Genomic DNA, 25,722 nt, shown 5'->3' with positions numbered 1-25,722 from the left:
GCTCAGCAGGAACAGGGACGGCGGCCTCGCGTGGCCCGGGGCCGCCGGCTCAGCGCGGCCCGAACAGCTCCTGCTGCCACAGCGCCTCGCAGAGCAGGTCCAGGCCCTGGCGCAGGTGGCGCCGGTAGGTGCCGTACGGCAGGCCCAGGCGGCGGGCCGCGGCCTCCTGGGTGGGCGCTCCGGAGAAGTAGCCCGCCGTCAGGGCCTCCCGGGCCCGCGCACCGCGCGGATCGCGGGCGAGCTCGTCCACCTCCCTGCGCAGCAGGGCGCGCAGCTGCTCGACCGGATCGTCGAGGTCCGCCGCCAGCCGGGCCCGCAGCAGCGCGCAGGCAGCGAAGGCACCGGCGTCGCGCCAGTGCGCCAGGGCCTCCCGCACGGCCTGGTCGAACGCGTTGCGCGAGACCCCGGACGGGCCCGCCTGGGCGGGCACGGCCGTGGCCGCTATGAAGTGGCGCAGCCAGGCCTCCACGGGCACCTGGCGCCAGTCGACCCCGAACACGCCGTAGGTGTGCTCGCCGACCCGGGGCCGTGCACCGGTGTCGGTGAGGCTGCCCTGGACGCGCGCGGACCACGCCTCGGCGTCCCGCCAGACGGCGAAGCCGTAGGCGCGGGCGCGGGCCCGGGCGGACTCCGCCTGGGCGCGGGAGCTGCTCAGGTCGATGACGCGCGAGGGCACCTGGTACCGCTCGGGGTAGACGGTGAAGCGGCTGATGCCGATGTGCTCGCCCGGGCGCACCGGTGCGGTGGCCTCGGTGTACGCCCACGCCGCGGCCACGACGGGGTCGGTGGCCACGTCCTGCGGGTCGGCCGGGGCGGGCAGCGCGAGGCGGGCCGTGAACGCCACGACGCGGCCGGTGCTCACCAGGCGGTAGACGCTGAAGGCCTGCGGCTGGCGCTGCGCCCAGTAGCGGACCAGCTCCGCCGAGGCCGGGCCCTCGGTCTGCTCGGCCATCCGCAGCACGACGTCGAGGTCGTCCGGGTGCAGCGGCCGGTCGTGCACCTCCTCCTCCCGGGACCAGGTGCGCGTCCGGGCCACGATCTCGCCGTCCCGGAAGAGGTAGAACAGCTCGTCGGTGACGGTCCAGACCCGCTCCTCCGGGGCCTCGCGCAGCAGGCGCAGGTACTCCTCGGCGAGGCGTCCGCGCATCGTCACGAAGGCGTTGGGGGCGCGCCAGCGCAGGTCGGCGGCGAGCGTCTCGCGGGCGGCGTCGTGCGGGTGGAGACCGCGGTGGGTGGACTCCATGAAGGGCAGGCCCCGGAGCCAGGCGAACAGCACGTGGGCGTCCTCGCCGGGCAGCACCGAGGCGAGGAGTTCCTCGGAGGTGGAGTGGGCCTGCGCGGCGACTTCCAGGGCGCGGCGGTGCGCCGCGCTCGGCACCTCGCCGATCAGGCCCGAGAGCAGGGTGCGCAGCACGTCGGCCGAGGGCGCCCAGACGTCCTCGCGGCTCCAGTCCGACACCCGGGCGGCGGCGGCCAGCGACAGCGCCAGCGGGTTGCCCCCGGCGAACCGCAGGACGCGCTCGCGCAGTTCGGGCAGCACCTGCGCCGTGGTCAGCAGGCTCCGGGCCTGCTCCTCGGAGAACGGCCGCAGTTCACGGACGTGCAGGAGGCCGGCCCAGGCGGGATCGGCGGTCCACTGCGGCTGGGGCGTCTGCCGGCCCGCCAGGACCACCAGGGTGTCGTCGGCGGCGCGGGGCAGGAAGCGCTGCCACAGCCAGCTCTCCAGCCACTGGCAGTGCTCGAAGGAGTCGACGAACAGGACCGTGCCGGGGACGTCCAGGAACGGCGCGGCGACCCGCTCGAAGTCCGCCGGGTCCCGGCTGACGAAGCGGCCGTCCAGTTCCAGGAGCAGCCGTCCGGTCGCCCGGGCGCGGTCCGCCAGGCGGCGCAGCAGCGTGGACTTGCCGATGCCGCCCGGACCGACCACGGAGAACACGAACGGGGACTGCGGATCCCCGGCCAGGGCCCGCGCGAAGCACGCGACCTCCTCCTCCCGGCCGATGAACGCCCGGCCCCGTGCGGTGCTCAGTCTCTCCTTGACGGACGCCATGAGGCTCCTCTCCCTCGTGTCGGTGACGGACCTGCGGTCCCCGCCGGTTACACGCGACGGGACCCGCGTGCGGTTGTCGCGACCCGGACACCGGTGGGCGGTGACGGACTCCGGTGGGCGGTGACGGACAACAAGGGCGGGCAGGTACTGCCCCGCCGGTGCTGATGTGACGTCAGAGTCGTTCGCCGGCACCGTCCTTACCCGAACGGCCGTACCGCCCGGGGGTGGTTCACAGTTCTGCCACGACCCCTTGGAAGAACACCCTCAACATCCATTGTCGCCACGCATGTTCGAAGGTAGAGTCGCCGTTCGCCGAGCACGGATGAGCACTTCTCAGCGCCATTTGGGGCGGGCATGTCAATTAATCGTGGTTCCCTCCGGGTCGTCCCCGACCTGCTCGACGTGTTCAGCGAAATCGCACGTCGAAATCCCCGTCGTCCGGCGATCGTCCACAACGGACACGCCCTGAGTTACGGCCGGCTCCTGGAGTCGGCGAACGCCCTGGCCACCCGCCTGGGCCCGGATCCCGGCACGGTCGCCGTGCCGGCGCTCCACACGCCGGAAGCGGTGGTCGCACTTCTCGGCGTGCTGACCGCCGGGGGCACCTATTGCCCCGTCGATCCGGCATTCCCGACGGCCCGCCGGCACGCCATGGCGGCGGCCGCCCGGTGCCGTACGGCGGTGTCCGGCAGCACCGGCGACATCCTCCGACTCGACCTCCCACCAAGGGGGTTACCCGAACCGACGGAAATCCCCGGGGACCCCCCGGAAACCCTCCCGGCGAACCCCGCCGGGAGCGGTCCGGAACACGACCCGGACCGACCGGCCTACATTCTCTTCACGTCGGGTTCGACCGGGCAGCCGAAACCCGTCGTGACACCGCGCCGCGCGGTCGCGGCGACCGCCCTCGCGCTGGGCGGACTGTTCGACCTCACCCCCGAGGACCGGGTGCTCCAGTTCGCCTCGCTCAACTGGGACACCTGCTTCGAGGAGATCCTCCCGACGCTCACCGCGGGCGCGACCCTGGTCATGGACCGGGACGCGCACAGCGGCTCGTTCCCCCGGTTCCTGCGGGCGGTCGAGCGCGAGCGGATCACCGTGCTGGACCTGCCGACCGCCTTCTGGCACGAACTGGTCCACCACCTGGTCGAGTCGGGCGAGCGACTGCCCTCCTGCCTGCGCCTGCTGGTGATCGGCGGGGAGGCGGCCGGTCCGGCCCGGCTGGCCGACTGGGCCCGGCTGCCCACCGCGGCGATCCGGCTGCTGAACACCTACGGCTGCACCGAGACCACCCAGATCACCCACGCCGTGGACCTCGCCGGCCCGCGCGCACCCGGGCGGACCTGGGCCGGCACCACCCGCGCGCCGATCGGCCACGCCCTGCCGCACGTCGTCGAACGGCTCGACGAGCAGGGCGAGTTGCTGATCGGCGGCCCCGCCGTCGCGCTCGGCTACCTCGGCCTGCCGGAGGCGACCGCGGCACGGTTCACCACCCTGGACGGCGAGCGGTTCTTCCGCACCGGCGACCGGATGAGCCGCGATCCGGACGGACTGCTCACCCACCAGGGCCGCCTGGACGGCGAGTTCAAGGTCCGCGGCATCCGGGTGGACCCGGCCGAGGTCGAGGCGCACCTCACCGGGCATCCCGACGTCACCGCCGCCGCCGTCACCGGCGCCACCGCGGCCGGCCGCACCACCCTGGTCGCGTACGTGGTGGCGCGCCCGCAACCCCCGGCCCGACGGCTGGACCGCGACCTGCTGTCCTACCTGCGGGACCGGGTGCCCGGCCACCTCGTGCCGGGCCGGATCACCGTCGTGCCCCACCTGGTGCACACCCCGAGCGGAAAGATCGACCGGGCCGGCTGCCACCTGCGCTACGCGGCTGCCCCCGACAGGTCGAAGGAGACCTCCCTTGAGCACTGACCTCAGCACGCCCGCCACCGCGGAGGCCCTGGTGGCCGTCTTCCGGCGCGTCCTGGAACGCGAGGACGTCACCGCCGACTCCGACTTCTTCGACCTCGGCGGCGACTCGCTGGTCGCCACCCGGGTGTTGAGCGCCGTCGCCCGCGCCCACGGCGTCGAGCTGGGCTTCGACGACTTCCTGCTCGCCCCCACCCCGACCCGCCTCGCGCGGCGCATCACGGCCGCCGCATGAGCGAGGACCGCAGACGCGACGGCCACGGAGCCGACGGCCGGCGAAGATCGGCGGTCGTGGTCGGTGCCGGACTGGCGGGCCTCACCGCCGCCGACGGGCTGGCGGCCCACGGGCTCGACGTCACCGTCCTGGAGGCCCGGGACCGGGTCGGCGGACGCACCCACGGCATCGAGGCCTCCCCCGGCACCCGGGTGGACGCCGGCGCAGCCTACCTCGGCGACAAGCACACCGAACTGCACGCCTTGATAACGGAGTTGGGGCTGAAGACCGTCCCCACCACGATGCTCGGCGCCAGCCGCTTCGCGCTCGGCCCCGCCGGCGACGACGCCCCGGCCGCCGCTGCGTCGAAGGGCACCACGGCGGCCACCCGGGACGGCCGCTTCCCCCCGCTCGACGCCGTCGCCCTCGGCGACCTGTTCGAGCGGCTGGCCGAACTCACCTCCGCCGTACGGCCGGAAGCCCCCTGGCTCACCCCGGACGCCGAACGGCTGGACGCCCTGACCGCCGCCGACTGGGCCGAGCAGCACCTCACCCATCCGGACGCCAGACTGTTCTTCCCGCTCTTCCTGGGCGAGATGTGCGCCGCCGATCCGGCCGACATCTCCGTCCTGCACCTCGCCTTCTACCTGCGCTCCGGCGGCGGCCTGCGCTACCTCAACGCCTTCGCCGGCGGCGCCCAGCAGGACCGGATCGACGGTGGCGCCCACCAGTTGTGCGAGCGGCTGGCCGAGCGCCTCGGTGACCGGGTCCGGCTGGGCGAGGCCGTCCGGGCGGTCCACCAGGACGACCACGCGGTGACGGTGCACACCGGGCACGGCGCGTACCGGGCGGACGTCGCGGTGCTGGCGCTGCCGCCACTGCTCGCCGACGCGATCGCCCACGAGCCGGCCCCGCCGGCGCCCCGGGCCGGGGAGCGGACCGCCCGCGGCTGCGCCGTCAAGGTCCACCTGGTCTACCCGGCGCCGCTCTGGCGCGACCACGGCCTCTCCGGCTGGTCGGTCAACGCCCGGGGGCCGCTGCTCTCCACCGTGGACGACTCCCCCGGCAGCGGGATCGGCGTCCTGACCGGCTTCGTCACCGGCACCGAGGCCCACCGCTTCGGCGCGCTCACCCCGGATCAGCAGCGCGCCGAAGCCCTCGCCCAGGCGGCGCGGCTGTTCCCGATGCTCCCCGAGCCGATCGGCTTCCACGTCACCGACTGGCTCAACGATCCGTACAGCCAGGGGTGTTACGCCGCCCTGCTGGGGCCGGGCGACTGGGTGCGGCTCGGCCCGACGCTGACCGCGCCGCACCGGCGGGTGCACTGGGCCGGCACCGAGACCAGCACCGCGTTCTTCGGGCTGATGGAGGGCGCGATCCGCTCCGGCCGGCGGGTGGTCGCCGAGATCCTCGACCGCGCCTGACCCCGCCACCGGCCCGGTCCGCGCCACCCGCCACCTGTCACCCGTCCCGCCCCTGCCCCTGCCCCGCGTCACCACCGTGCCGCCGTCCCCGCTCTTCCCCACTGCCCGCACGCCCCGACGGGCCCGCCGGCCACCCCCTCACCCCCTCCCAGGCGCCGTTCCACGAGAACCCGCGCCCGGCACCCCACGCCCGGAGACCGCCATGAGCGACCAGAGTCCCATCGCGCCCCTCGCCGCCCGCGAGCGACTGATGACCGAACCCGACCTCGGGGCGGGCAACTTCCTCGACCACGCGGTCGCGGCGAACCCCCACCGGTCCGTCCCGTTCGTCTTCACCCACCGCACCGACCACCGCGGGGAGGTCGTGCTGCGCGGCCACAGCCTGCTCGACCTGGTCGCCCTGCGCGACCGCTACGCCGCCTGGTACCACGCCAACGGGGTGCGCCCCGGCGAGCCGGTCGCCGTCGTCATCGGCGAGGGCCTGGAGCCGCTGCTGCACTTCCTCGCGCTCACCTCGCTGGGCGCCGTCCCCGCGCTCGTCAACGACGCGATGCGGCACGACGTGATGGTCCGCTACCTGGACCACGTCGGGGTGGTCGGCGTCGTCGCCGACGACACCACCCGGCTGGCCGCCGCCTACCGCGAGGACCCGCAGCGCCGCCCGCGCTTCCTGGCCCTCGCCGCGGAGGTGCGGGCCTTCGACGCCTCCGCCGTCGCCCTGCCCGCCGCCCACCCGTACCGGCACGCCGCCGAGGACGTGGTGGCGCTGATCCACTCCTCCGGCACCACCGGCACGCCCAAGTCCACCATGCTGGCGCACCGCGCCTTCTGGGACGGCAAGCAGCCGCGCATGGTGCGCTTCCCCGCCGAGCCGTACGACCGGCTGATGTCGCTGATGCCGCACACCCACGCCGGCGGCCTCAGCTACTTCCTCACCGCCGTCCTGCTCGGCCTGCCGACCGTGGTGATGTCCGACTGGCGGCGCGCCCTCGTCGAGCCGGTGATGGAGGCCTTCCGGCCGACCATGGTGGCCTCCTTCCCGCGCACCTTCGTCGAACTCGCCACCGGTGAGCTGCCGGTGCGCGGCGCGGCCCGGGTGCACTCCTGGTTCAACACCGGCGACAGCGCGCACCACGGGCACATCCGCCGCCTGGTCACCCTCGGGGAGCGGCCCGCCGGGCTGATCCGCCCCTGGCTGCTGCCGCACGAGAAGGCCGAGCAACCCGCCCTGCCCGGTTCGCAGTTCATCGACGGCCTGGGCTCCTCCGAGATGGGCATGGCACTGTTCGGCCAGGTCACCACCCCGGAGAGCGACCGCGACGACCGCTGCGTCGGCAAGCCGCTGGAGGTCGTCCGCAAGGCCGCCGTCCTGGACCACGACGGCACCGAAGTCCCGGACGGCACCGTCGGGTTGCTCGCCGTGGACGCCCCCTCCCTGACACCGGGGTACTGGAACGACGAGCGGCTGACCGCGAGCTTCGAACTGTCCGGCTACTGGCTCACCGGCGACGTCGCCCGCCGCGACGCCGACGGCCGCTACTACCACCTCGACCGCACGGTGGACGTCATCGACACCGCCACCGGCCCCGTCTACAGCCTGCCGATCGAGGAGGTGCTGCTGGCCGACTGCGCGAACCTGGTCCAGGACTGCTCGGTGGTCGGCGTCCCCGCGGGCTCCGCACCCGGGCAACAGCCCGTCGCCGTGGTCCGGATGCAGGCCGACGCGGCCGGGGCCACGGCCGAGGAGGTCCGCGCCGCGGCCAACGCGGCGCTGGCCGACGCCGGGCTGGCCGCCCTCGCCGCCGTCCGGATCGCCCGCACGGCCGAGGACTTCCCGCTCGGGCCGACCGGCAAGGTGCTCAAACGCGAACTGCGCACCCGTCACGCCGCCCTCCTCACCGACCAGTAGCACGCCGTGGACCACCCCGTGGACCACCCCGTGATCCGCCAGCCGTACCGGTACGTGCGGACGGCGCTGGTCGAACCGGACTGGCGCCGGCTGCCCGGCTGGCGGCAGGTCACCGCGGCGCAGTGGCGCGACGCCCAGTGGCAGCGCGCCCACTCCGTCCGCAACGCCCGCCAGCTGCGGGCCGTCGCCGGCGACCTGCTCACCGACCGCTTCTACGACGAACTCGCCTCCGACCAGGCCGACGTCGCCACCATGCCGATCCTGCTGCCGCCGCAGGTGCTGAACACCATGGCGCCCGGCGCGCCCACCACCCCGGAGGCCTTCACCGAGGCTTTCCTGGCCGACCCGGTGCGCCGCTACATGCTGCCGGTGCGCAGCGACCGCCACCCGCGCTGGCCCAGCCACCCGCTGGCCGAGCGGGACTCCCTGCACGAGACGGACATGTGGGCGGTGGAGGGCCTGACCCACCGCTACCCGACGAAGGTGCTGGCCGAACTGACCGCCACCTGCCCGCAGTACTGCGGGCAGTGCACCCGGATGGACCTGGTCGGGACCTCCACGCCGCAGGTGACCAAGGCCCGACTGCGGCTGCGGCCCGCCGACCGGCAGGAGCAGATGCTCGACTACCTCAAGCGCACGCCCGCGGTGCGCGACGTGGTGGTCTCCGGCGGCGACCTCGCCAACGTGCCCTGGCCGCGCCTGGAGACCTTCCTGCTGCGGCTGCTGGACCTCGGCTCGGTGCGCGACATCCGGCTGGCCAGCAAGGCCGTGGTCGGCCTGCCGCAGCACTGGCTGCAGCCCGGGGTGCTGGAGGGCGTGGCGAGGGTCGCCGCCGTCGCCGCCCGCCGCGCCGTCAACCTCGCGGTGCACACCCACGCCAACCACGTCCGCTCGGTCACCCCGCTGGTCGCCGAGGCGGCCCGGGCGTTGCTGGACGCGGGCGTGCGGGACGTCCGCAACCAGGGCGTGCTGATGCGCGGCGTCAACGACACCCCGGAGGACCTGCTGGACCTCTGCTTCGCACTGCAGGGCGAGGCGAACGTCCTGCCGTACTACTTCTACCTCTGCGACCTCGTCCCGGGCGCGGAGCACTGGCGGACCCCGCTCCACCGGGCGCAGCACCTGCAGGAGGCGATCATGGGCTACCTGCCCGGGTACGCCACCCCGCGGCTGGTCTGCGACGTCCCGCACGTCGGCAAGCGCTGGGTGCACCAGGCGGTGGAGTACGACCGCGAGCGCGGCATCTCGTACTGGACCAAGAACTACCGCACCAGCCTTGAGGCCGGCGGCGGCCCGCAGGCCGCGCTCGACCGGCGCCACCCCTACTACGACCCGGTGGACACCCTCCCCGAGGCCGGCCGCCGCTGGTGGGCCGGGCCCTCCGCCCCGCCCGGAGCGGCACGGACACCCCGCGCCGTACCGGCGCCGCGCGCAGCACACACACCCCCCGCGGCACCGACACCCCCCGCAGCGCTGGAACTCCCCGCGGCACAGGAACCCGCCGCGGCGCAGGCGCCCCGAGCAGCCCGAGGAGCACGATGAGCAGCAGTCCCCCGGCCGACGGCCTGCGCCGGATGTGCTGGATCTTCCCCGACCGGGAGTCCTCCCGGATGGCGGAGATGTGGCACGGCTTCTTCTGGGACCTCTACGCCGAGAGCGCCGCCGCCCTCGGGCTGCGCTGGAGCCGGCACGCCCCGGACGCGGTCACCGTGGACGCCACCGCGCCCGGCCGGCCCCGGGTGTACGTGGACGACGAGCCCGTCACCCCCGAGGACACCCTGTTCATCACCGCGCTCTACTCGCTGCCGTACCAGTCGATGGACGTCTTCAACCAGTACGCGCTGTACGCGGTGCTCGAACAGGCCGGCTTCTACCTGCCGTTCCCGCCGCAGGTGTCGCTGATCGGCAACGACAAGCTGGCCACCCTGCTGTTCCTGGCCGGCTCCCCGGTGCCGGCCATCCCGACCGTGCGGATCGGGACGGGCCGGGACACCGCCAAGCACGGCTACGAGGTCGCGCTCGGGAACATGACCTACCCGGCCATCGTCAAGCCCGCCGGCTGGTGCGGCGGCGGGGGGATCAACCTGGCCCGCAGCCCGGAGGACGTCCGGGGCCTGGCCAGCCTCGCCCAGGGCGGCGACACCACCCTGGTGATCCAGCCGTACCTGGGCGACGGCACCGTCGACTACCGGGTCTACGTGGTCGACGGCCGGCCGTACGCGGTGATGAAGCGCACCCCCGAACCCGGCTCCCCGGTCGCCAACGCCAGCCGCGGCGGTGCCATGGAGTTCCCGCCGGTTCCGCCCGAACTCGCCGCCGCCACGGCCTGGTTCGCCGAACGGCTGCCGATCCCGTTCTTCTGCGTCGACTTCCTGCACGACGGCGAGCGGTACTGGTTCTCCGAGCTGGAGCCGGACGGCGTGATCGCCCCGGACCTCACCGACCCGGACCGCACCCTCCAGCGGGACGTCACCCGGGCCCGGTTCGCCGCCTACCGGGACGGCCACGCCAAGTGGCTGGCCGACGGCGCCCGCCCGCTCACCCTCGACCTCTCCGGCGCCACCGGCGTCCACGCACCCGCCCCCGCCTCGCCCGTCACCTCCACCGACCACCGGACGGACCCCCGATGACCGCCTTCTCGCTCTCCCCCGAGGCCGCCGGGCCCCGGCTGCACGTGGCCCGGCACACCCTGGAGCGGCTGCGGAGCGTCCCCGACCTGGCCGCGCGCTACCCGGACCGCCTCGGTGCCGACACCCTGGACCGGCTCGCCGAACTCCCGCCGCTGGCCAAGGACGACCTCAACACCGCCCTCGCCCACCTGGAGCCGGCCGCCGAGCAGTCCGCCACCTGGCTGTTCCAGAGCGGCGGCAGCACCGGCGCCCCCAAGGTCGGCTACGCCCCCACCGGCTTCTACATGGCCGGCGTGCACGCCCACTGGCAGCCCCTCGACCGCACCGACGTCTTCGTCAACGCCTGGGGCGCCGGGCGGATGTGGGGCGCGCACTTCCTCGCCGCCGCACTCGCCGACCTCTCCGGCTGCCGGATCATCGCGCTCGGCTCGGTCGCCGCGGAGGAGTACGGCGACTGGCTGGACTTCCTGGCCTCCCGCCGGGTGACGGCCATCGGCGGCACGCCCAGCGTGCTGCGGCTCTGGTTCGCCCACGCCCGCGCCGCCGGCCTCGAACTGCCGTCGCTGCGCAAGGTGCTGTGGCTCGGCGAGGCCTGGCAGGACCAGCTGGCGGAGGACCTGTCCGTGGTGGCCCCGCAGGCGCGGCGCTGGGGCATGTTCGGCAGCACCGAGACCTGGGTGGTGGGCACCAACACCCCGGACTGCCCGGCGGACGTCTTCCACCCGCTGCCGACCCAGCTGGTGCACGCCGACGCCGACGGCCTGCTGGACTTCACCTCCCTCGACCCGGCGGTCCTCAACCCGGTCCTGCGCTACCGCACCGGCGACGCAGGCGAGTTGACCGCCTGCCCGTGCGGCCGTCCGGAGCCGGCGATGCGCGTCCTGGGCCGGCGCGACAGCGTCGTCCAGGTCCGCGGCCTCGGGCTGGACGTGGACGAGCTGATCGCCCGGGCGGAGCGCGAACCGGGCGTGGCCCGGGCCCAGGTGGTGCTCACCGAGCGGGGCGGCCGGGCGACGGCCGTGGAGTTGCTGCTACTGGCCACCGACCCGACGGCTGCCCCGGACGTCGAGCGGCTGCGCAAGGAGCTGTTCGCCGCCACCTTCACCCTCAGCACGGCCTTCCAGCACGACCCGGGGTGCTTCCGGGTGCGCCCGGTGGCGGAGCTGGTCAGCAACGGCCGCACCGGCAAGACCGCCGCCCTGGTCGTCCGGGAGGAGTCGTGACGGCGGACGCCGCCCGTGCCGCCACCGCGGACCCGGCCCGCCCGGCGCCGCTCGGCCGGAGCTTCTCGCTCTTCTGGGCCGGGCAGACCGTCAGCCTGGTCGGCGACAAGGTCACGGTCTTCGTCGTCCCCACCCTGATGATCTTCGTGCTGCACGCCTCCGCCCTCCAGGTCGGCGTGGTGGCGATGGCCCAGTACCTCGGCATCCCGCTGCTCGGGCCGATCGCCGGAGTGCTGGTCGACCGCTGGGACAAGCGCCGCACGATGCTCGCCTGCGACCTGGTCCGGCTGGTCGCGGTGGCGGCGATCCCGCTCGCGTACGCCCTGGACGCGCTCTCCACCCCGCTGCTGTTCGGCTGCGTGGCGGTGATCAGCGGCGCGACGATCTTCTTCAACGTCGGTTACCTCGTCGCCGTCCCCGCCGTGGTGCCGGAGGACGGCATGGTCCGCGCCTACTCCCGGCTGGAGGGCAGCGGCTCGGTCTCCGAGGTCGCCGGGCCATCCGTCGCCGCCGCGCTCTACAGCGCGCTCGGCGTGGCCGCCCTGCTGGTCGACGCGGCCAGCTACCTGGTCTCGGCGGTCTGCTTCCGCGCCATGCGCCCGTGGGGCGAACGGACGGTGGAGCAGGGCTCGATCCGGGAGCGGCTGGCCCGCGGCTTCCGGCTCAACCGGGCCGACCCGGTGCTGCGCCGGGTGGTCCTGGCCGCCGTCACCCTCAACTGCGGCGGGCCGGTCTTCGTCACCGTGCTGCCCGTCCTCGCCTACCGCGGCCTGGGCGTGCAGGTCGGCGTCTTCGGTGCGGCCATGTCGGTCGCCGCGATCGGCGCGCTGGCCGGGGCCGTGGTCGCGCCCCGGCTCTCCCGGCGGTTCGGCCTGGGGCGGACGATGGCCTGGTCGCTGCTGCTGCACTGCCTGGTCGGCCTCGGCGTGCTCGCCGCGCCCGCCCTGCCCGCCGGACCGGTGATCGCGGTGACCATGGGCTGTTACGGCTTCTTCATGTCCTGCATCAACGTGTGCAGCGCCCCGTGCCGGCAGTCCCGGATGTCCGCCCACAACCAGGGCGTCATGCACGCCGCCTTCCGGACCGTCACCTGGGGGGTGATCCCGCTCGCCGCACTGGTCGGCGGCCTGGCCGTCTCGCTGCTCACCGGCCCGCTCGGAATCCTGGACGCCGCCCGGGTGGTGATGGCCGGCGGCACCCTGCTCGCCGCCTGCTCCTTCCTCCCGGCCCTCGGCCTCCAGCCGCTGCTGGACGCCGCCGAACCGCGGACGGAGGGCGGCACCGCATGAACGAGCCCGAGGAGAACACGAGCGAGCCCGTGGAGAGCATGGACGTGCCCGAGGGGGAGGACCTCGCCGACCCGGCCGGAAGGGTCCTGCTGATCACCGGCACCTCCTCCGGCATCGGCCTGGCCACCGCCGTCGCCGCGGCCCGCGCGGGGTACACCACGGTCGCGACGATGCGCGAGCCCGACCGGGCAGCGGCGCTGCGCAGCGCGGCCGCGGCCGCCGGGGTCACCGTGGACGTCCGCCGACTGGACGTCACCGACCCCGGCTCGGTCACCGCCTGCCTGGACGCCGTGCACCGCTCGTACGGGCGGCTCGACGCCGTCGTCAACAACGCGGGCGTGTCCAACTCCGACCCCACCCTGGAGATGTCCACCGACGCGGCGCTGCGCGCCAACCTGGAGGTCAACTTCTTCGGCGTCGCCGCGGTCAGCCGGGCCGCGATGCCGCTGCTGCGCGCCGCCGGCGGGCGGCTGGTCACCGTCGGCAGCGTGCACGGAGTGGTCGGCCAGCCGTTCAACGAGGCCTACTGCGCGGCCAAGTTCGCCGTGGAGGGGTTCATGGAGGCGCTCGCCCCGGTCGCGGCGGCGCACGGCGTCCGGGTCTCGGTGGTGGTGCCCGGCTTCGTCCCGGACACCGCGTTCGGCGTCTTCCCCGACATCGACCGGACCACCATCCACGCCGCCTCCGGCCCGTACGCGCCCACCTTCGCCGGCTACCTGGACTGGGTCGGCGGCCAGGGCTGGGAGTCGGCCGGCCGGCCCGCCCGGGAGGTCGCCGACGTCGTGGTCCGCACCCTGCGTGAGCGGCGGCCGCCGTTCCGGGTGCCCACCGACCCGTGGGCCGCCGGGTACCTGGCCGCCAAGCTCGCCGACCCCGACGGCTCCGCCGTCCAGGCCCTCGCCCGGACCTGGCTCGGGCGGCCCGCACCCGCCACCTCCTGACCCGCCTGCTGCCCCGCGACCTGCCTGCGTCTGCCCGCCCGTCCGCCTGCCTGCCTGCCCGCCTGCCTGCCCGCCTGCCTGCCCGCCTGCCTGCCTGCCTGCCTGCCCATCGTCGACCCGCCTTCCGCCCCACGGAGCCCCCATGCCCGCGAAGCCCCTGGCCGAGCTGATCCGGTTCGCCCGCGCCGACTCCCCGTTCTACGCCGAGCTCTACCGCGACCTGCCCGCGGACGCCGACCGGATCGAGCTGCTCCCGGTGATCGACCAGGCCGCGTTCTGGGCCGCCAACACCTGGCCCGACAACCGGGTGCTGACCGGCCCGCTCACCGACGCCGGCGTCTACAAGACCGGCGGCACCACCGGCGTCCCCAAGTTCTCGCCGTGGACCCGCGCCGAACACGCCGACTCGGTGACCGCCTTCGGCGCCGGGCTCGTCCGGGCCGGCCTGCGGCCCGGACACCGGGTGGCCAACCTCTTCACCGCCGGCGAGCTCTACGGCGGCTTCCTCTACATCGAGAACGCCCTGCACCACGCGCCGGTGGACAACGTCCGGCTCGGCGTGGGCGGCGCCGCCCCGAACCCGTACATCGCCGACCTGATCGCCGGCTTCGACGTGCAGGTGCTGGCCGGCGAACCGATGAAGCTCAGCGCCGTCGCCGAGTGCCTGATCGAGCGCGGGCAGCGCGCCGACGGGGTGGAACTCCTGCTGTTCGGCGGCGACCTGCTCTTCGCCGACCTCCGCCCGCTGCTGTCCCGGGCCTTCCCCAAGGCGGCCGTCGCCTCGGTCGGCTACGCCTCCAACGACGCCGGGCTGGTGGGCGCCCCCGTCCCCGGGGACGACGTCCGGGTCCACGAGGCCTTCGCCGACCGCACGGTGGTGGAACTGCTCGACGAGGCCACCGGCGAGGCGATCACCGCCCCCGGCAGGCCCGGCCGGGTCGTCGTCACCAACCTGTTCCGCACCCTGATGCCGATCCTGCGCTACCCCACCGGCGACCGCGCCGAGTGGACGGACGGCGGGTGCCGCCGCTTCCGGCTGCTCGGCCGCTCCGCCGAGGGAGCCAGGGTCGGCACCGTCACCCTGCCCACCGAGGAGGTCCGGGCCGTCCTGATCGCCGCCGACCCGGACCGGCACATCGCCGGGATGCAGCTGGTGCAGCGGCGCTGGGACGGCCGGGACGGCCTGATCCTGCGGCTCGGCCACCTCGGCCTGCCGCCCGCCGACCTCGCCGACCGGCTGGTCGAGGCCGTCTACGCGGCCCTGCCGCTCTACCCCTCGGAGGTCGCCCTCGGCAGCCTGCACGACCTCGCGGTGGAGTGGGTGCCGCGCTCGCAGCTGGTCACCAACCCGCGGACCGGCAAGCTCCAGCAGGTCCTGGACGAGCGCCCGAAGGACTGAGGCCCCGACTCAGGCCGCAGGCTGCGGCCGGCCCCCGATCGTCACGCTCTGTCCCCGGAACTCGGCGATCACCTTGCCGTCCACCCGGCGCACCGTCACGTCGTAGATCCCGCTGCGCCCGGCCCGCGACCGCTCCACCGCCTCGGCGACCAGCTCGTCCCCGACGCCCGCCGGGGCCAGGAAGGCCACCTGCGCGGCCTGGGCGACGGTCACCGGGCCGTGGCTGTTGCAGGCGTACGAGAACGCCGCGTCGGCCAGCAGGAACAGGAAGCCGCCGTGCGCCGTACCGTGCCCGTTGACCATCGTCGCGGCCACCGTCATCCGCATCACCGCCCGCCCGGCGGACACCTCCTCCAGGGCGATGCCCAGCGACCGGCTGGTCTCGTCCCGCTCGTACAGTGCGGCGATCACGGGGTCGAACACGGCGTCGCGGTCCCTCCGTCGGCGATGTCCGGCCCAGCCCGGGGCCGGCGCCCTCGGACGCTACGCCAGGCAGCGGCCGATGACCAGCTCCGGGCGGATGCGGATCCGCAGGGCGCCGGGGGCGGTCGTGGTGGCGCGGCGGACGTGGGCGTGGCCGAGGACGGTGACGAACCAGCCGGAGCCGTCCCGGCCGTCCACCTCCTCGGCCTCGAAGGCGACCACGGCGCCGTCGACCGCCCGGGCCGGTTCGGAGTCGGCGGGCGCGGAGACCAGCACGCCGGCGGGCACCAGCCGGAAGGGCACCGGCAGGAAGGGCACCGGCAGGACGGCCGGGAGGGCTCCGACGGTGTGGACCACCCGGCCGACGGCGGCCCGGGCCAGCAGCTCCAGGGCCCGCTCCGGGTCGGGTTCACGGAGCCCGGGCAGGCTGGGCCGGTCGTACGACGAGGGCCGGGGGGCCGGAACGTGGTCGCGGTTCGTACCGGCGGTGCTCGCCCGGCCCGGGGCCCGCTCACGAGGGCCGATGGTCCCGATGACGCCCGCCGGGGCTCCTCCGCCCCCGCCCGTCAGGCCTGACCGTCAGCCCCTGAGCCCCGGCCCCTCCGCCCCGGCCCGTCGGCCCGGGCCCCCTCCGTCAGCCCCGGTCCGTCAGCCCCGGCCGCCGCGCAGCGGGGACGGCTGAGCAGTGGCCGACGCCTGGCGCAGCTCGGTGGCGATCAGCGCGGCCTGCACCCGTCGCTCCACGCCGAGCTTGGCGAGCAGCCGCGAGACGTGGTTCTTCACCGTCTTCTCGGCGAGGTAGAGCCGCTCGCCGATCTGCCGGTTGGTCAGGCCCTCGCCGATCAGCGCCAGCACCTCCTGCTCGCGCACGGTCAGCCCGGGGCCGGTGGTGACCGGCTGGGCGGGTTCGGCGTCGCTGCGCAGCCGGTTGAGCAGGCGGGTCGCCGCACCGGGGTCGAGCATCGAGCGGCCGGAGGCGACGGTGCGGACGGCGGCGACCAGGTCGGTGCCGCTGATCTGCTTCAGCACGTACCCGGCGGCGCCCGCCATCACGGCGTCCAGCAGTGCTTCCTCGTCGTCGAAGGAGGTGAGCATCAGGCAGGCGAGGTCGGGCATCCGGGAGCGCAGTTCGCGGCAGACCGTGACGCCGTCGCCGTCGCCCAGGCGGACGTCCAGCACCGCGACGTCGGGCCGCAGGGCGGGCACCCGGACCAGCGCCTGCTCGGCGGTCGCCGCCTCGCCGACCACCTCAAGGTCGGGCTCGCCGTCCAGCAGGTCGTGCACCCCGCGGCGCACCACCTCGTGGTCGTCCAGCAGGAACACCCGGACCGGTGCCGGGGCCCCGGCGCCCTCCGTCTTGGTCGCCATCACTCGGCTCCACCTTCGTCACCCCCGCACACTCCCAGCGGGGCCCAGGGCATCATCGCCCACCGTGCGGCCGTCCCCCAGGGCCGAACGGCCCCATTCGCGCCGGCGGCGTGGCGCGCGTCCTCCGTCCTCGCGTTCAGCGGCCCTGTCGCCGCACGTTCCCCAGCCCGACCAGCAGGAACCCCAGGGCGACGGCCGCGCCGCCGACCCCCGCCGGCACCACGCGCGGGCCGATCCCGCCGTCGCCCGACAGCAGGATCGCCACCGCGCCCAGCGAGCCGACGGCGGCGCCGACCACCAGCCAGCCCGCGAGGGCGACGGCGAGCGGCCGGCCGGTGCGCGGGGCTGGGCCGGTGTCCAGCGCGGCCCACCGCGCCGCCGTCTCCCGCACCTCCTGCCGACGGTCCCACTGCGCGCGCACCCGCAGCGTCGCACCGCCGACCAGGCCGGCCAGCGCGATCTGCGCGGCGGGTTGCCAGTCCGGTAGGACGAGCAGCAGTCCGCCCGCCAGCGCGAGCGCCGCCCACCACAGCACGCACGCCGCCGCGGCGGTGCGGGTGGAGCGGGGGCGGTCGGCGCCGGCCTGGAGGTCGGCGATGGCGGGCAGGTACCAGACACAGCCGCTCGCGGTGAGGGCAGCGGTGCCGATGGCGAGAACGGTGTGGTTCACGACCCGGCCTTCCTGGTCACGAAGGGGTGAGAGGGGTGAGGGGAGGGAGCTGACGGGCCGTCCCCGCCCGCCCGGGGGCAGCGACGCGGGCGGGGACGGCGTTCCGGGGGCGGCCTCAGCCGCCGGGGGTGGGCGAACCGGTGGGCGAGTCGGCGGCCGAACCTCCGGCAGGGGCCGGGACGGGGGCGGCCGACGCCACCCGGGCGCGGTCCGCCCGGCTCAGCGGCCGGTCGTACTTGGCCGGTTCCACGTCGCCCAGGTGCGTGGCGGGCTTGCCGCTGTTCTCCAGCACGTCCCGGGCGGCGATGTCCGGGTGGTGCAGGTCGAAGGCCGGGGACTCGGAGCGGATCCGCGGCAGCTTGACGAAGTTGTGCCGCGGCGGCGGGCAGGAGGTGGCCCACTCCAGGGAGCGGCCCCAGCCCCACGGGTCGTCCTCGGTGACCTTCTCGCCGTACTTGGCGGTCTTCCAGACGTTGTAGAGGAACGGCAGGATCGACAGGCCGAGCAGGAACGAGCCGATGGTGGAGACGGTGTTGAGGGTGGTGAAGCCGTCGGACGCCAGGTAGTCGGCGTAGCGGCGGGGCATGCCCTCCGCGCCGAGCCAGTGCTGCACCAGGAACGTCGCGTGGAAGCCGACGGTCAGCGTCCAGAAGGTGATCCGGCCGAGGCGCTCGTCGAGCTTCTTGCCGGTCATCTTGGGCCACCAGAAGTGGAAACCGGCGAACATCGCGTACACCACGGTGCCGAACAGCGTGTAGTGGAAGTGGGCGACGACGAAGTACGAGTCCGAGACGTGGAAGTCGATGGGCGGCGCCGCGAGCAGCACGCCGGTCAGACCGCCGAACAGGAAGGTGACCAGGAAGCCGACCGTCCAGAGCATCGGGGTCTCGAAGCTCAGCGAGCCCTTCCACATGGTGCCGACCCAGTTGAAGAACTTCACGCCCGTCGGCACCGCGATGAGGAAGGTCATGAAGGAGAAGAACGGCAGCAGCACCTGCCCGGTGACGTACATGTGGTGCGCCCAGACCGTCACCGACAGGCCCGCGATGGCGACCGTGGCGGCGATCAGGCCGGCGTAGCCGAACATCGGCTTGCGGCTGAACACCGGGATGATCTCGGAGACGATGCCGAAGAACGGCAGGGCCAGGATGTACACCTCGGGATGGCCGAAGAACCAGAACAGGTGTTGCCAGAGCATCGCCCCGCCGTTGGCGGGGTCGAAGACGTGGGCGCCGAACTTGCGGTCGGCCTCCAGGGCGAGCAGCGCGGCGGCCAGCACGGGGAAGACCAGCAGCACCAGCACCGAGGTGAGCAGCACGTTCCAGCAGAAGATGGACATCCGGAACATGGTCAGTCCGGGGGCGCGCATGCAGATGATGGTGGTGATGAAGTTGACGGCGCCGAAGATGCTGCCGAAGCCGGAGAGCGTCACGCCCATGATCCACATGTCGGAGCCGACACCGGGCGAGTGGACCGCGTCGGACAGCGGCGCGTAGAGGAACCAGCCGAAGTCGGCGGCGCCCTGCGGGGTGGCGAAGCCGGCGGCGGCGATCAGCGAGCCGAACATGAACAGCCAGTAGGACAGCATGTTCAGGCGCGGGAAGGCGACGTCCGGCGCGCCGATCTGCAGCGGCATGATCCAGTTCGCGAAGCCGGTGAACAGCGGCATCGCGAACAGCAGCAGCATCACCGAACCGTGCATGGTGAAGGCCTGGTTGAACTGCTCGTTGGAGAGGATCTGCGTCCCCGGCCGGGCGAGTTCGGCGCGCATGACCAGGGCGAGGATGCCGCCGATCAGGAAGAACGCGAACGACGACACCAGGTACATGGTGCCGATCGTCTTGTGGTCGGTGGTGGTCAGCAGCCTGACCAGGGCCGAACCGGGCCGCCTGGCCCGAACCGCCGTGGCCGGTACGGCCGTCGGCGGTCGTACGGGGTCGCCCTGTGCCTGGGTGGCGCTCAAGGACCCGCTCCTTAGGAACGTCGTGCGAATGATTGGCGCTCCATGATCCGAACAGGCCGGCTCCCCGCCCCAGGGCCCTTGGGCCCGCCCGGCCGGGGCCGCTGGGCCCGAGTTCCCGGGCCCCGACCGGGACCTCCCGACCGGCGGACCGGGACCTCCCGGCCACCCCCGTCCCGCTCGGGCCGCGCTCACCCGGCCGCGGAGGCCCGGTCGAGAACCGCCGGAACGGCGCGTTCCCCACGCCCCCGGGCGGGCGGGCGGCGGGCGACGGCGGGCCGCCCCCGCGCCGGGTGCCGGTCCTGCCGCACAGCCCCTCCGACCTGCCGGAACGCCATCCGTACACAGGTGCGAATCCACCCGCCGATCCCACCCCGGGACGCCCGGATTGTGAGGGCGGCGTGCGCGAACCCGCCCGATCCCGTGCCCTTCAGCGCCGATCGACCGTCAAGTAGCCTGCGCCCAGCGACGACCGCGATCGAACGTCCCGCACCGCCGCCGCACCACCCGGCACCACGCCCGCACGCTTCCGCACCGCCGGCACCGCCCCGGAACCGCCGCAGAACCACCGCAGAACCGCTCTCGCCCCGGAGGTACGCCGATGCCCCTGGCCCAGCCCGCCGCCCCCACCCTGCTGCGCTTCTCCGTCCTCGGCCCGCTCGACGGCGCCGCCGACGGCCGCCCGCTGGCCCTCGGCCCGCTGAAGCAGCGGCTGGTGCTGGCCGTCCTCCTGAGCCGCGCCAACACCGCCGTCCCGGTCGACCTGCTCACCGACGCGGTCTGGCCCGAGGAGCCGCCGCGCACCGCCCGCAAGAACCTCCAGGTCTACATCTGCACCCTGCGCACCCTGCTGGGCCGCGAGTACGGGCCCGACCGGCTGGTCCACTCGGCCGGCGGCTACCTGCTCCGGGCGGCCGAACCCGAGCTGGACCTCCTGCAGTTCCGCGCCCTCGCCCGGGCCGGCCGGGCCGCCGCCGACGGCGGCGCGCTCGCCCCGGCCGCCCGGCTGCTGCGCCAGGCCCTCGACCTGTGGCAGGGCCCGCCGCTCGCCGACCTGCGCTCCTCCCCCGCCGTCGCGGCCGAGGCCCAGCGGCTGGAGACCCGCTGCCTGGGCGTCCACGAGGACTGGGCGGAGACGGAGTTGGAGCTGGGCAACGCCGTCGCCGTCGCCGAGGAGCTGGCCGAGCCCGCCGAGCGCCACCCGCTGCGCGAGCGCCTCCAGGCGGCCCGGATGAACGCCCTGCACCTGTGCGGCCGGCAGGCCGAAGCGCTCGCCGTCTACGACACCCACCGCCAGCTGCTCGCCCGCGAGTTGGGCCTGGAGCCGAGCCCCGCCCTGACCGCCCGCTACCGCGAACTGCTCGCCCGCGGCCGCTCCGGGCCCGCCTCGGCCCGCCCCGAGCGCGGCGCGGCCCCGCACGGTGTCCTGCTGCCCGCCGACACCGCCGACTTCACCGGACGCAGCGCCGAACTGCGCGAGCTGGTGGACGAGTCGGGCACGGGCGGCGGTGTCACGGTGCTCTCCGGCCCGGCCGGCAGCGGCAAGACCGCGCTCGCCGTGCACGCCGGCCACCTGCTCGCCGACCGGTTCCCGGACGGCCGGCTGCTCGTCCGGCTGCGCACCGCCGACGGCGCCCCGCGCCCGCTGCCCGAGGTGCTGTCCGAACTCGCCGCCCTCACCGGCCGACCGGGCATCGCCCCGGCCGACCCCGGCCAGGCCGCCGCCCTGTGGCGGGCCTCCCTCGCCGGACGCCGGATGCTGCTGGTCCTGGACGACGCGCCGGACGAGTCGGTGGTCCGCGAGCTGCTGCCGGGCCACGGCCCGAGCGCCGTCCTGGTCACCTCGCGCAGCCAGCTCGCCGGCCTGGCCTCGGTGCACCGGATCACCGTCCCGCCGCTGACGCCCGCCGAGGCCCTGGAACTGCTCGGCCGCATCGTGGGCACCGGCCGGATCGGCACCGACCGCGCGGCCGCCTCCCGGATCGTGGCCGCCTGCGGGCTGCTGCCGCTCGCCGTCCGGGTCGCCGGCACCCGGCTCGCCGTGCTGCGCCACCTCCCGCTCGCCGAGTACGCGGCCCGGCTGGAGGACCCGGCGGGCGCCCTGGACGAGCTGGTCGCCGGGGACGTCACCGTCCGCGCCCGCCTCGACTCCGGCTGGCGGGACCTCACCGCCCAGGGCCGCCTGGCCCTCGCCCGGCTCGCCGCCCTGCCGCTGTCGCTGCTCTTCACCCTCCCCGAGGCCGCCGCCGCCCTCGGCCGCCCCGAACGCCTGGCCCTGCGCACCCTGGAGGCGTTGACCGACACGGGGGCCGTCACCTCGCCCACCGGCGAGGTCACCGCCCACGCCGCGCTCTACGCGCTCCCCCGGCTGACCCACCTGCACGCCCGCGAACGCGCCGCGGATCCGCTCACCGCCGCCTCCTGACGCCGCGCCGGGCCCCTCCGCCGGGGGCCCTGCGGCCGCCGGACGGGGCCTCACCCCAGGGTCAGCAGGTCCAGCACGTCCCCGCGCTCCTCCTCCAGCCCCCACAGCCCCAGCAGCACGCCCGCCGCCCCGGTGTGCAGGTCCGCCGAGAACCGCCGCAGCCGCATCCCGGGGACGAGCAACCCCTCGGGCCGCGCCACCAGGTGCCACTGCAGTCGCGCCACCTGCCCGGCCACGGCCTCCGGTGCCCCGCCCAGCCGGTCCAGCGCCAGCGTCAGGCCGGCCCGCCCGCGGAACAGCCCCGGCTCCCGGATGAACCCGGGCGCGCAGACCTTCCGCACGTCCGCCAGGAACGCCTCCCCGCCGGGCAGTTCGGCCGTCTCCAGGTACTCCCGCAGCACCAGCGCGATCCCGCTGCTCCCGCGGTCCAGGTACGCCAGCCGCCGTCCGGCCTCCAGCACCTGCAGCGAGCCGTCCGGCACCCGGACGCACTGCGCCGTCGCCCGCTCCAGCGCCAGCCGCGCCGAGTCCAGGAGCCACGGCTCGCCGGTCCGGCGGTACAGCCGCAGCTGCAGCAGCGCGATGCCTGCCAGGCCGTACAGCAGCCCGGCCGCCGCGGGCGCGTCGAGGCCGTCCACCGGCTCGCCGCGGACCACCGCCGCCAGCTCGCAGGCGTCGGCCAGCGCGGCCGCCTCCTCCCGCCGGCCGCCCAGCGCCTCCGCCAGCCGCAGCCGGGCGAGCGCGGCGCCGGCCCGCCCGCCGAACAGGCCGGCCTGACGCGCCGGGCGGGCCGCGCGGGCCCCGGCCAGCAGCTCCTCGGCCGCCTCCGGCCGCCCCAGCCGGGCCAGCACCACGGCGACGCCGAGCGGGCCGTCGTACAGCCCGCCCGTGCCCGGCCGGGCTCCGCGCCGGCGGAGCGCCGCGACCAGCCAGTCCGTGTACTCCTGCGGCCGGTCGGCGCCCGCCCGGTGCAGCGCGTACAGCACCCCGGCCGCGCCGTGCGCGACGCCCGTACCGCCGTCGGCGAACCCGGCGACGTCCCCGGGGAAGAGCCGGTCCGACCGGTCGGGGGTGGCACCCGCGTGGATGCCCGCGACCAGCTCGCGCCGCGCCGCAGCCCAGGACGGGCCCGCCAGCAGCTCCCGGCCCCACCGCTCGCTCACCGAGTCCGTCCGCGCCGTCAACACGCCTGGGCGCACCGGCCCCTCCTCCGGCCCGAGTCCGAACCACTCCCGTGCCCGCCGCTCCAGCGCCGCGAGCTTGCCCGGGTCGCGGTCGGCCAGTTCCAGCACCGGCATCAGCAGCATCAGCCAGGTCGCCCACAGCATGAACCGGTCGGTGTCGGCGCCGTCGAGGCCCGGCGGGATCCGCAGCCCGGCCGGGCCGGCCGTCGGCACCCGCCGGTCGTCCAGCTCCGCCGCGTACTCGAAGTCCACCAGCACCACGGAGCCGTCCGGCCGGAGCACCACGTTGGCCGGGTGGAGGTCGCCGAACCGCACGCCCCGCTCGTGCAGCGCGCCGAGCGCCTTCTCCAGCGCCGCGACCACGCCGGCGACCCACTGCGCGTACTCGGCGCGCTGCTCGGCGGTGCAGTCCTGGTGCACCAGCGGGTAGCGCCGGATCGCCTCGGCGAACAACTGGACGCCCTCGATGTGCTCCTGCACCAGGAAGGTGTGCTCCCACACCGTGCGCACCTCGTGCAGCCGGGGCACGCACTCCAGCCCGGCCAGCCGCTCCAGCGCCCACTGCTCGCGCCGCAGCCGGGTGGTCGCGTCCGCCCCGGCGGAGTCCAGCCCGGCGTACGGGCGGGCCTCGCGCAACACCACCCGCTCCCCGGTGTCCGCCCGCTCGGCCCGGTAGATCCCGCCGGCGCCGGAGAACTGCAGCACCTCGGTGATCCGGTACGGCAGGTGGCCGGCGGCCGCCTCCCGCGCGGCCAGGTGCGGGCGCAGCGCCGCGGGCGGCTCGACCCACTCCGGCAGCCGGAACACCGGCTCGCGCGAGTCCGGGACCAGCGTTCCGGAGGGATCGCGCAGCGCGGGCACCGGCCGGCCGGCCCCGTCCTCGCACCACAGCTCGACGAACGCGCCGTAGCGCGCGTACACCGGGGCGTTGCCGATCCGCAGGTCGGTCAGCACGTACGGCCCGGGGCGCCCGTCCAGCGCGGCCGCCAACTCCTCGGCCAGCTCGACGAACTGCTCCGGCGAGACGGGGTACACGGTGACGAACTTGCCGCTGCTCCCGCGGCCGGTGAACTTGCCGTTCGCCACCCGTAGCGCCGCCGCGCTGCGCTGGAACTTGAACGCCACCCGGCGCGCCGTGCAGATCCCTGCGACGACGGCCAGCGTCTCCTCGGCGCCGTCCTCCACCGCCGACACGTGCAGCTTCCAGCCCTGTTCCGGCAGCACGACGCCGTCGGGCCGCAGGACGGTCCACAGGCCCCGCTGCTCGCGCCGCCAGCCGTCGGGCGGCTCGCCGAGCCCCGGCGCGTAGCGGCTCGCCCGGTCGCGCAGCCGCCCGGGGGTGTCGTAGTACAGCGGGTCGGCGAGGCAGTACAGCTGGGTCTCGTGGGCGCCGGCCATGGCGCGCCTCCTCTTCCGGTCACTCCGGGGCGAGCGGTGCGGGGTGGGTCAGCCGGCGGGCACCGGCGCCGGTCCGCGCCGCACCGGCGGCGCCCAGGTGACCACGGCCGCGCAGAGCGCGATGGCGAGCGCCAGCAGGCCGAAGGTCCGGGTGCCGCCGACCGAGCCGAGCAGGGTGCCGCCCACGAGGGGGCCGAACGGCTGGATCAGGGTGGACAGGAAACCGGCGGCGCTCTGCACCCGGCCGATCCGGTCCGGCGGGGCGGCCAGCAGCATGCCGGAGACGAAGCCGATGCTGGCGATGGTGGACAGGCACATGCAGGCGGCGCAGAGCAGCCCGATCACCATTGGCGCCCTGGTCACCGTCAGCACCCCGGCCGTCAGCGCGGAGGCCCAGCAGGCCAGCGCCACCAGGCTGCCGTCTCGTGCCTTGGCGCCCAGTCTCGGCGCCAACAGCGCACCCGCCAGGGCGCCGGCCGCGGTGCAGGAGACCACCGTGCCGCCGCCGATCCCGGAGTGCCCGCCGTCGGAGGCGACGGCCAGGGTGGCGAACATCAGTGCGCTGAAGGCGAAGTTCATCCCGAGCCCGAAGATCAGCAGCAGGGTCCGCAGGTAGGGCTGCTGCCAGATGAAGGCCAGCCCGGCGGTCAACTCCTGTCTGCTGAACACCGATCCGCTCTTCTCGGCGGGCGTCGAGCGGGTCCGCATCAGGGCCACGCAGACCGTCGACAGCAGCAGTCCGACGCCCTCGGCGAGGAACGGCAGCACCGGGTGCCAGGCGAACAGCGCGCCGCCCCCGAGCGGTCCGACCAGCCGGGCCGCGGCGCCGCGCGCCTGCATCCGGGAGGAGGCCTCCCGGGCCTGCTCCCGCGGCACCACCGCACGCAGCAGGGCGCCGGCGGCGGGTCCGTAGACGCTGGAGATCAGCGCACCGGCGGCGGCCACCAGCAGGACCAGCGGCAGCGGGGTGTGCCCGCGCAGCACGGCGACGACCAGGGCGCTGACCGCCAGCAGGCTGCCGACGTCGCAGATCCGCATCAGCCGGCGGCGCTCGATCCGGTCGGCGAGCACGCCGCCGGGCAGCATGGTGAGCAGCAGCGCACCGACCGAGACGGTGCCGATGGCGCCCGCCCGGGCGGCCGATCCGGTCTCCCGCAGGACCAGCAACGGCAGCGCGATCGAGGCGAGTTGGGAGCCGAGCGAGGCCAGCAGGCCGCCGACCCAGAGCAGCCGGAAGTCCCGGTTGCGGGCGAGCGGGGTGGGCTCCATGGCCGTCCTCCGTGGTGGGTGGTGGC

At 75.3% G+C, this 25,722-nt stretch carries 19 protein-coding genes; 11 read left to right on the top strand and 8 right to left on the bottom strand.

Annotation, left to right across the window (positions count from 1 at the left end; all coding sequences use genetic code 11):
* Positions 1-49 precede the first annotated feature (49 nt).
* On the bottom strand, positions 50-2,050 hold the full coding sequence (locus tag ACZ7KX_RS03075) for an ATP-binding protein (protein ID WP_470324986.1): 2,001 nt from the start codon (positions 2,048-2,050) through the stop codon (positions 50-52).
* A gap of 354 nt (positions 2,051-2,404) precedes the next feature.
* Between ACZ7KX_RS03075 and ACZ7KX_RS03070 the strand changes: the two genes are divergently transcribed.
* From ACZ7KX_RS03070 to ACZ7KX_RS03025, 10 genes are all read left to right on the top strand, one after another.
* On the top strand, positions 2,405-3,973 hold the full coding sequence (locus ACZ7KX_RS03070) for an AMP-binding protein (RefSeq protein ID WP_470324985.1): 1,569 nt from the start codon (positions 2,405-2,407) through the stop codon (positions 3,971-3,973).
* Entirely contained in the window at positions 3,963-4,205 is a 243-nt protein-coding gene (locus ACZ7KX_RS03065) for a phosphopantetheine-binding protein (protein ID WP_470324984.1), read from the top strand. Before ACZ7KX_RS03070 ends, ACZ7KX_RS03065 begins: the two co-directional genes overlap by 11 nt.
* Positions 4,202-5,608 carry a flavin monoamine oxidase family protein gene (locus ACZ7KX_RS03060; RefSeq protein WP_470324983.1) on the top strand — a complete coding sequence of 469 codons (1,407 nt, stop codon included), beginning with the start codon at positions 4,202-4,204 and terminating at the stop codon, positions 5,606-5,608. Before ACZ7KX_RS03065 ends, ACZ7KX_RS03060 begins: the two co-directional genes overlap by 4 nt.
* A gap of 202 nt (positions 5,609-5,810) precedes the next feature.
* Positions 5,811-7,517, top strand: a complete 1,707-nt coding sequence (locus ACZ7KX_RS03055) for a class I adenylate-forming enzyme family protein (protein ID WP_470324982.1) — start codon at positions 5,811-5,813, stop codon at positions 7,515-7,517.
* Positions 7,518-7,535: 18 nt separating this feature from the next.
* Complete coding sequence (locus tag ACZ7KX_RS03050) at positions 7,536-9,059, top strand: KamA family radical SAM protein (protein ID WP_470324981.1); 1,524 nt, start codon at positions 7,536-7,538, stop codon at positions 9,057-9,059.
* On the top strand, positions 9,056-10,147 hold the full coding sequence (locus ACZ7KX_RS03045) for an ATP-grasp domain-containing protein (protein ID WP_470324980.1): 1,092 nt from the start codon (positions 9,056-9,058) through the stop codon (positions 10,145-10,147). Before ACZ7KX_RS03050 ends, ACZ7KX_RS03045 begins: the two co-directional genes overlap by 4 nt.
* On the top strand, positions 10,144-11,370 hold the full coding sequence (locus tag ACZ7KX_RS03040; protein ID WP_470324979.1) for an AMP-binding protein: 1,227 nt from the start codon (positions 10,144-10,146) through the stop codon (positions 11,368-11,370). The genes ACZ7KX_RS03045 and ACZ7KX_RS03040 overlap by 4 nt, the downstream gene beginning before the upstream one ends.
* Positions 11,367-12,659: an MFS transporter gene (locus ACZ7KX_RS03035; RefSeq protein WP_470324978.1), complete on the top strand. Its 1,293-nt coding sequence runs from the start codon at positions 11,367-11,369 to the stop codon at positions 12,657-12,659. Before ACZ7KX_RS03040 ends, ACZ7KX_RS03035 begins: the two co-directional genes overlap by 4 nt.
* Complete coding sequence (locus ACZ7KX_RS03030; protein ID WP_470324977.1) at positions 12,656-13,600, top strand: SDR family NAD(P)-dependent oxidoreductase; 945 nt, start codon at positions 12,656-12,658, stop codon at positions 13,598-13,600. The genes ACZ7KX_RS03035 and ACZ7KX_RS03030 overlap by 4 nt, the downstream gene beginning before the upstream one ends.
* A 142-nt stretch (positions 13,601-13,742) precedes the next feature.
* Positions 13,743-14,999, top strand: coding sequence for a phenylacetate--CoA ligase family protein (locus ACZ7KX_RS03025; RefSeq protein WP_470324976.1), 1,257 nt, complete (start codon positions 13,743-13,745; stop codon positions 14,997-14,999).
* 9 nt (positions 15,000-15,008) lie between these two features.
* Here ACZ7KX_RS03025 and paaI read toward each other — a convergent pair whose 3' ends face one another.
* The 5 genes from paaI to ctaD form a co-directional block, all read right to left on the bottom strand.
* The gene (gene paaI / locus ACZ7KX_RS03020) at positions 15,009-15,422 is read right to left on the bottom strand and encodes a hydroxyphenylacetyl-CoA thioesterase PaaI (protein ID WP_470324975.1); all 414 of its coding nucleotides are present in this window, start codon (positions 15,420-15,422) and stop codon (positions 15,009-15,011) included.
* Positions 15,423-15,482: 60 nt separating this feature from the next.
* Positions 15,483-15,812 (bottom strand): pyridoxamine 5'-phosphate oxidase family protein, encoded by a 330-nt coding sequence (locus ACZ7KX_RS03015; protein ID WP_470325098.1) that lies wholly within the window; start codon positions 15,810-15,812, stop codon positions 15,483-15,485.
* A 258-nt stretch (positions 15,813-16,070) separates the two neighbouring features.
* Entirely contained in the window at positions 16,071-16,790 is a 720-nt protein-coding gene (locus ACZ7KX_RS03010) for a response regulator (protein WP_470324974.1), read from the bottom strand.
* A 136-nt stretch (positions 16,791-16,926) separates the two neighbouring features.
* Positions 16,927-17,460, bottom strand: coding sequence for a hypothetical protein (locus ACZ7KX_RS03005; RefSeq protein ID WP_470324973.1), 534 nt, complete (start codon positions 17,458-17,460; stop codon positions 16,927-16,929).
* 115 nt (positions 17,461-17,575) lie between these two features.
* Positions 17,576-19,423, bottom strand: a complete 1,848-nt coding sequence (gene ctaD, locus ACZ7KX_RS03000; RefSeq protein WP_470324972.1) for an aa3-type cytochrome oxidase subunit I — start codon at positions 19,421-19,423, stop codon at positions 17,576-17,578.
* A gap of 598 nt (positions 19,424-20,021) precedes the next feature.
* On the opposite strand from ctaD, the gene ACZ7KX_RS02995 reads away from it, so the two are divergent.
* Complete coding sequence (locus tag ACZ7KX_RS02995; RefSeq protein ID WP_470324971.1) at positions 20,022-21,845, top strand: AfsR/SARP family transcriptional regulator; 1,824 nt, start codon at positions 20,022-20,024, stop codon at positions 21,843-21,845.
* Positions 21,846-21,895: 50 nt separating this feature from the next.
* On the opposite strand, the gene lanKC is transcribed toward ACZ7KX_RS02995, so the two are convergent.
* Both lanKC and ACZ7KX_RS02985 read right to left on the bottom strand, forming a co-directional pair.
* Complete coding sequence (gene lanKC, locus ACZ7KX_RS02990) at positions 21,896-24,427, bottom strand: class III lanthionine synthetase LanKC (RefSeq protein ID WP_470324970.1); 2,532 nt, start codon at positions 24,425-24,427, stop codon at positions 21,896-21,898.
* A gap of 48 nt (positions 24,428-24,475) precedes the next feature.
* Complete coding sequence (locus ACZ7KX_RS02985; RefSeq protein ID WP_470324969.1) at positions 24,476-25,696, bottom strand: MFS transporter; 1,221 nt, start codon at positions 25,694-25,696, stop codon at positions 24,476-24,478.
* Between the last annotated feature and the right edge of the window lie 26 nt (positions 25,697-25,722).

The organism is Kitasatospora sp. NPDC038210, from assembly GCF_055600605.1.
The sequence above is the reverse complement of the archived record's forward strand: the minus strand, read 5'-3'. Positions and strand labels throughout refer to the sequence as shown.

What these genes read in the sequence shown, in the direction of transcription:
- ACZ7KX_RS03075 (WP_470324986.1), bottom strand. Translation starts at nt 2,050, where the DNA reads ATGGCGTCCGTCAAGGAGAGACTGAGCACCGCACGGGGCCGGGCGTTC.
- ACZ7KX_RS03070 (WP_470324985.1), top strand. Translation starts at nt 2,405, where the DNA reads ATGTCAATTAATCGTGGTTCCCTCCGGGTCGTCCCCGACCTGCTCGAC.
- ACZ7KX_RS03060 (WP_470324983.1), top strand. Translation starts at nt 4,202, where the DNA reads ATGAGCGAGGACCGCAGACGCGACGGCCACGGAGCCGACGGCCGGCGA.
- ACZ7KX_RS03055 (WP_470324982.1), top strand. Translation starts at nt 5,811, where the DNA reads ATGAGCGACCAGAGTCCCATCGCGCCCCTCGCCGCCCGCGAGCGACTG.
- ACZ7KX_RS03045 (WP_470324980.1), top strand. Translation starts at nt 9,056, where the DNA reads ATGAGCAGCAGTCCCCCGGCCGACGGCCTGCGCCGGATGTGCTGGATC.
- ACZ7KX_RS03040 (WP_470324979.1), top strand. Translation starts at nt 10,144, where the DNA reads ATGACCGCCTTCTCGCTCTCCCCCGAGGCCGCCGGGCCCCGGCTGCAC.
- ACZ7KX_RS03030 (WP_470324977.1), top strand. Translation starts at nt 12,656, where the DNA reads ATGAACGAGCCCGAGGAGAACACGAGCGAGCCCGTGGAGAGCATGGAC.
- ACZ7KX_RS03025 (WP_470324976.1), top strand. Translation starts at nt 13,743, where the DNA reads ATGCCCGCGAAGCCCCTGGCCGAGCTGATCCGGTTCGCCCGCGCCGAC.
- ACZ7KX_RS03010 (WP_470324974.1), bottom strand. Translation starts at nt 16,790, where the DNA reads ATGGCGACCAAGACGGAGGGCGCCGGGGCCCCGGCACCGGTCCGGGTG.
- ACZ7KX_RS02995 (WP_470324971.1), top strand. Translation starts at nt 20,022, where the DNA reads ATGCCCCTGGCCCAGCCCGCCGCCCCCACCCTGCTGCGCTTCTCCGTC.
- lanKC (WP_470324970.1), bottom strand. Translation starts at nt 24,427, where the DNA reads ATGGCCGGCGCCCACGAGACCCAGCTGTACTGCCTCGCCGACCCGCTG.
- ACZ7KX_RS02985 (WP_470324969.1), bottom strand. Translation starts at nt 25,696, where the DNA reads ATGGAGCCCACCCCGCTCGCCCGCAACCGGGACTTCCGGCTGCTCTGG.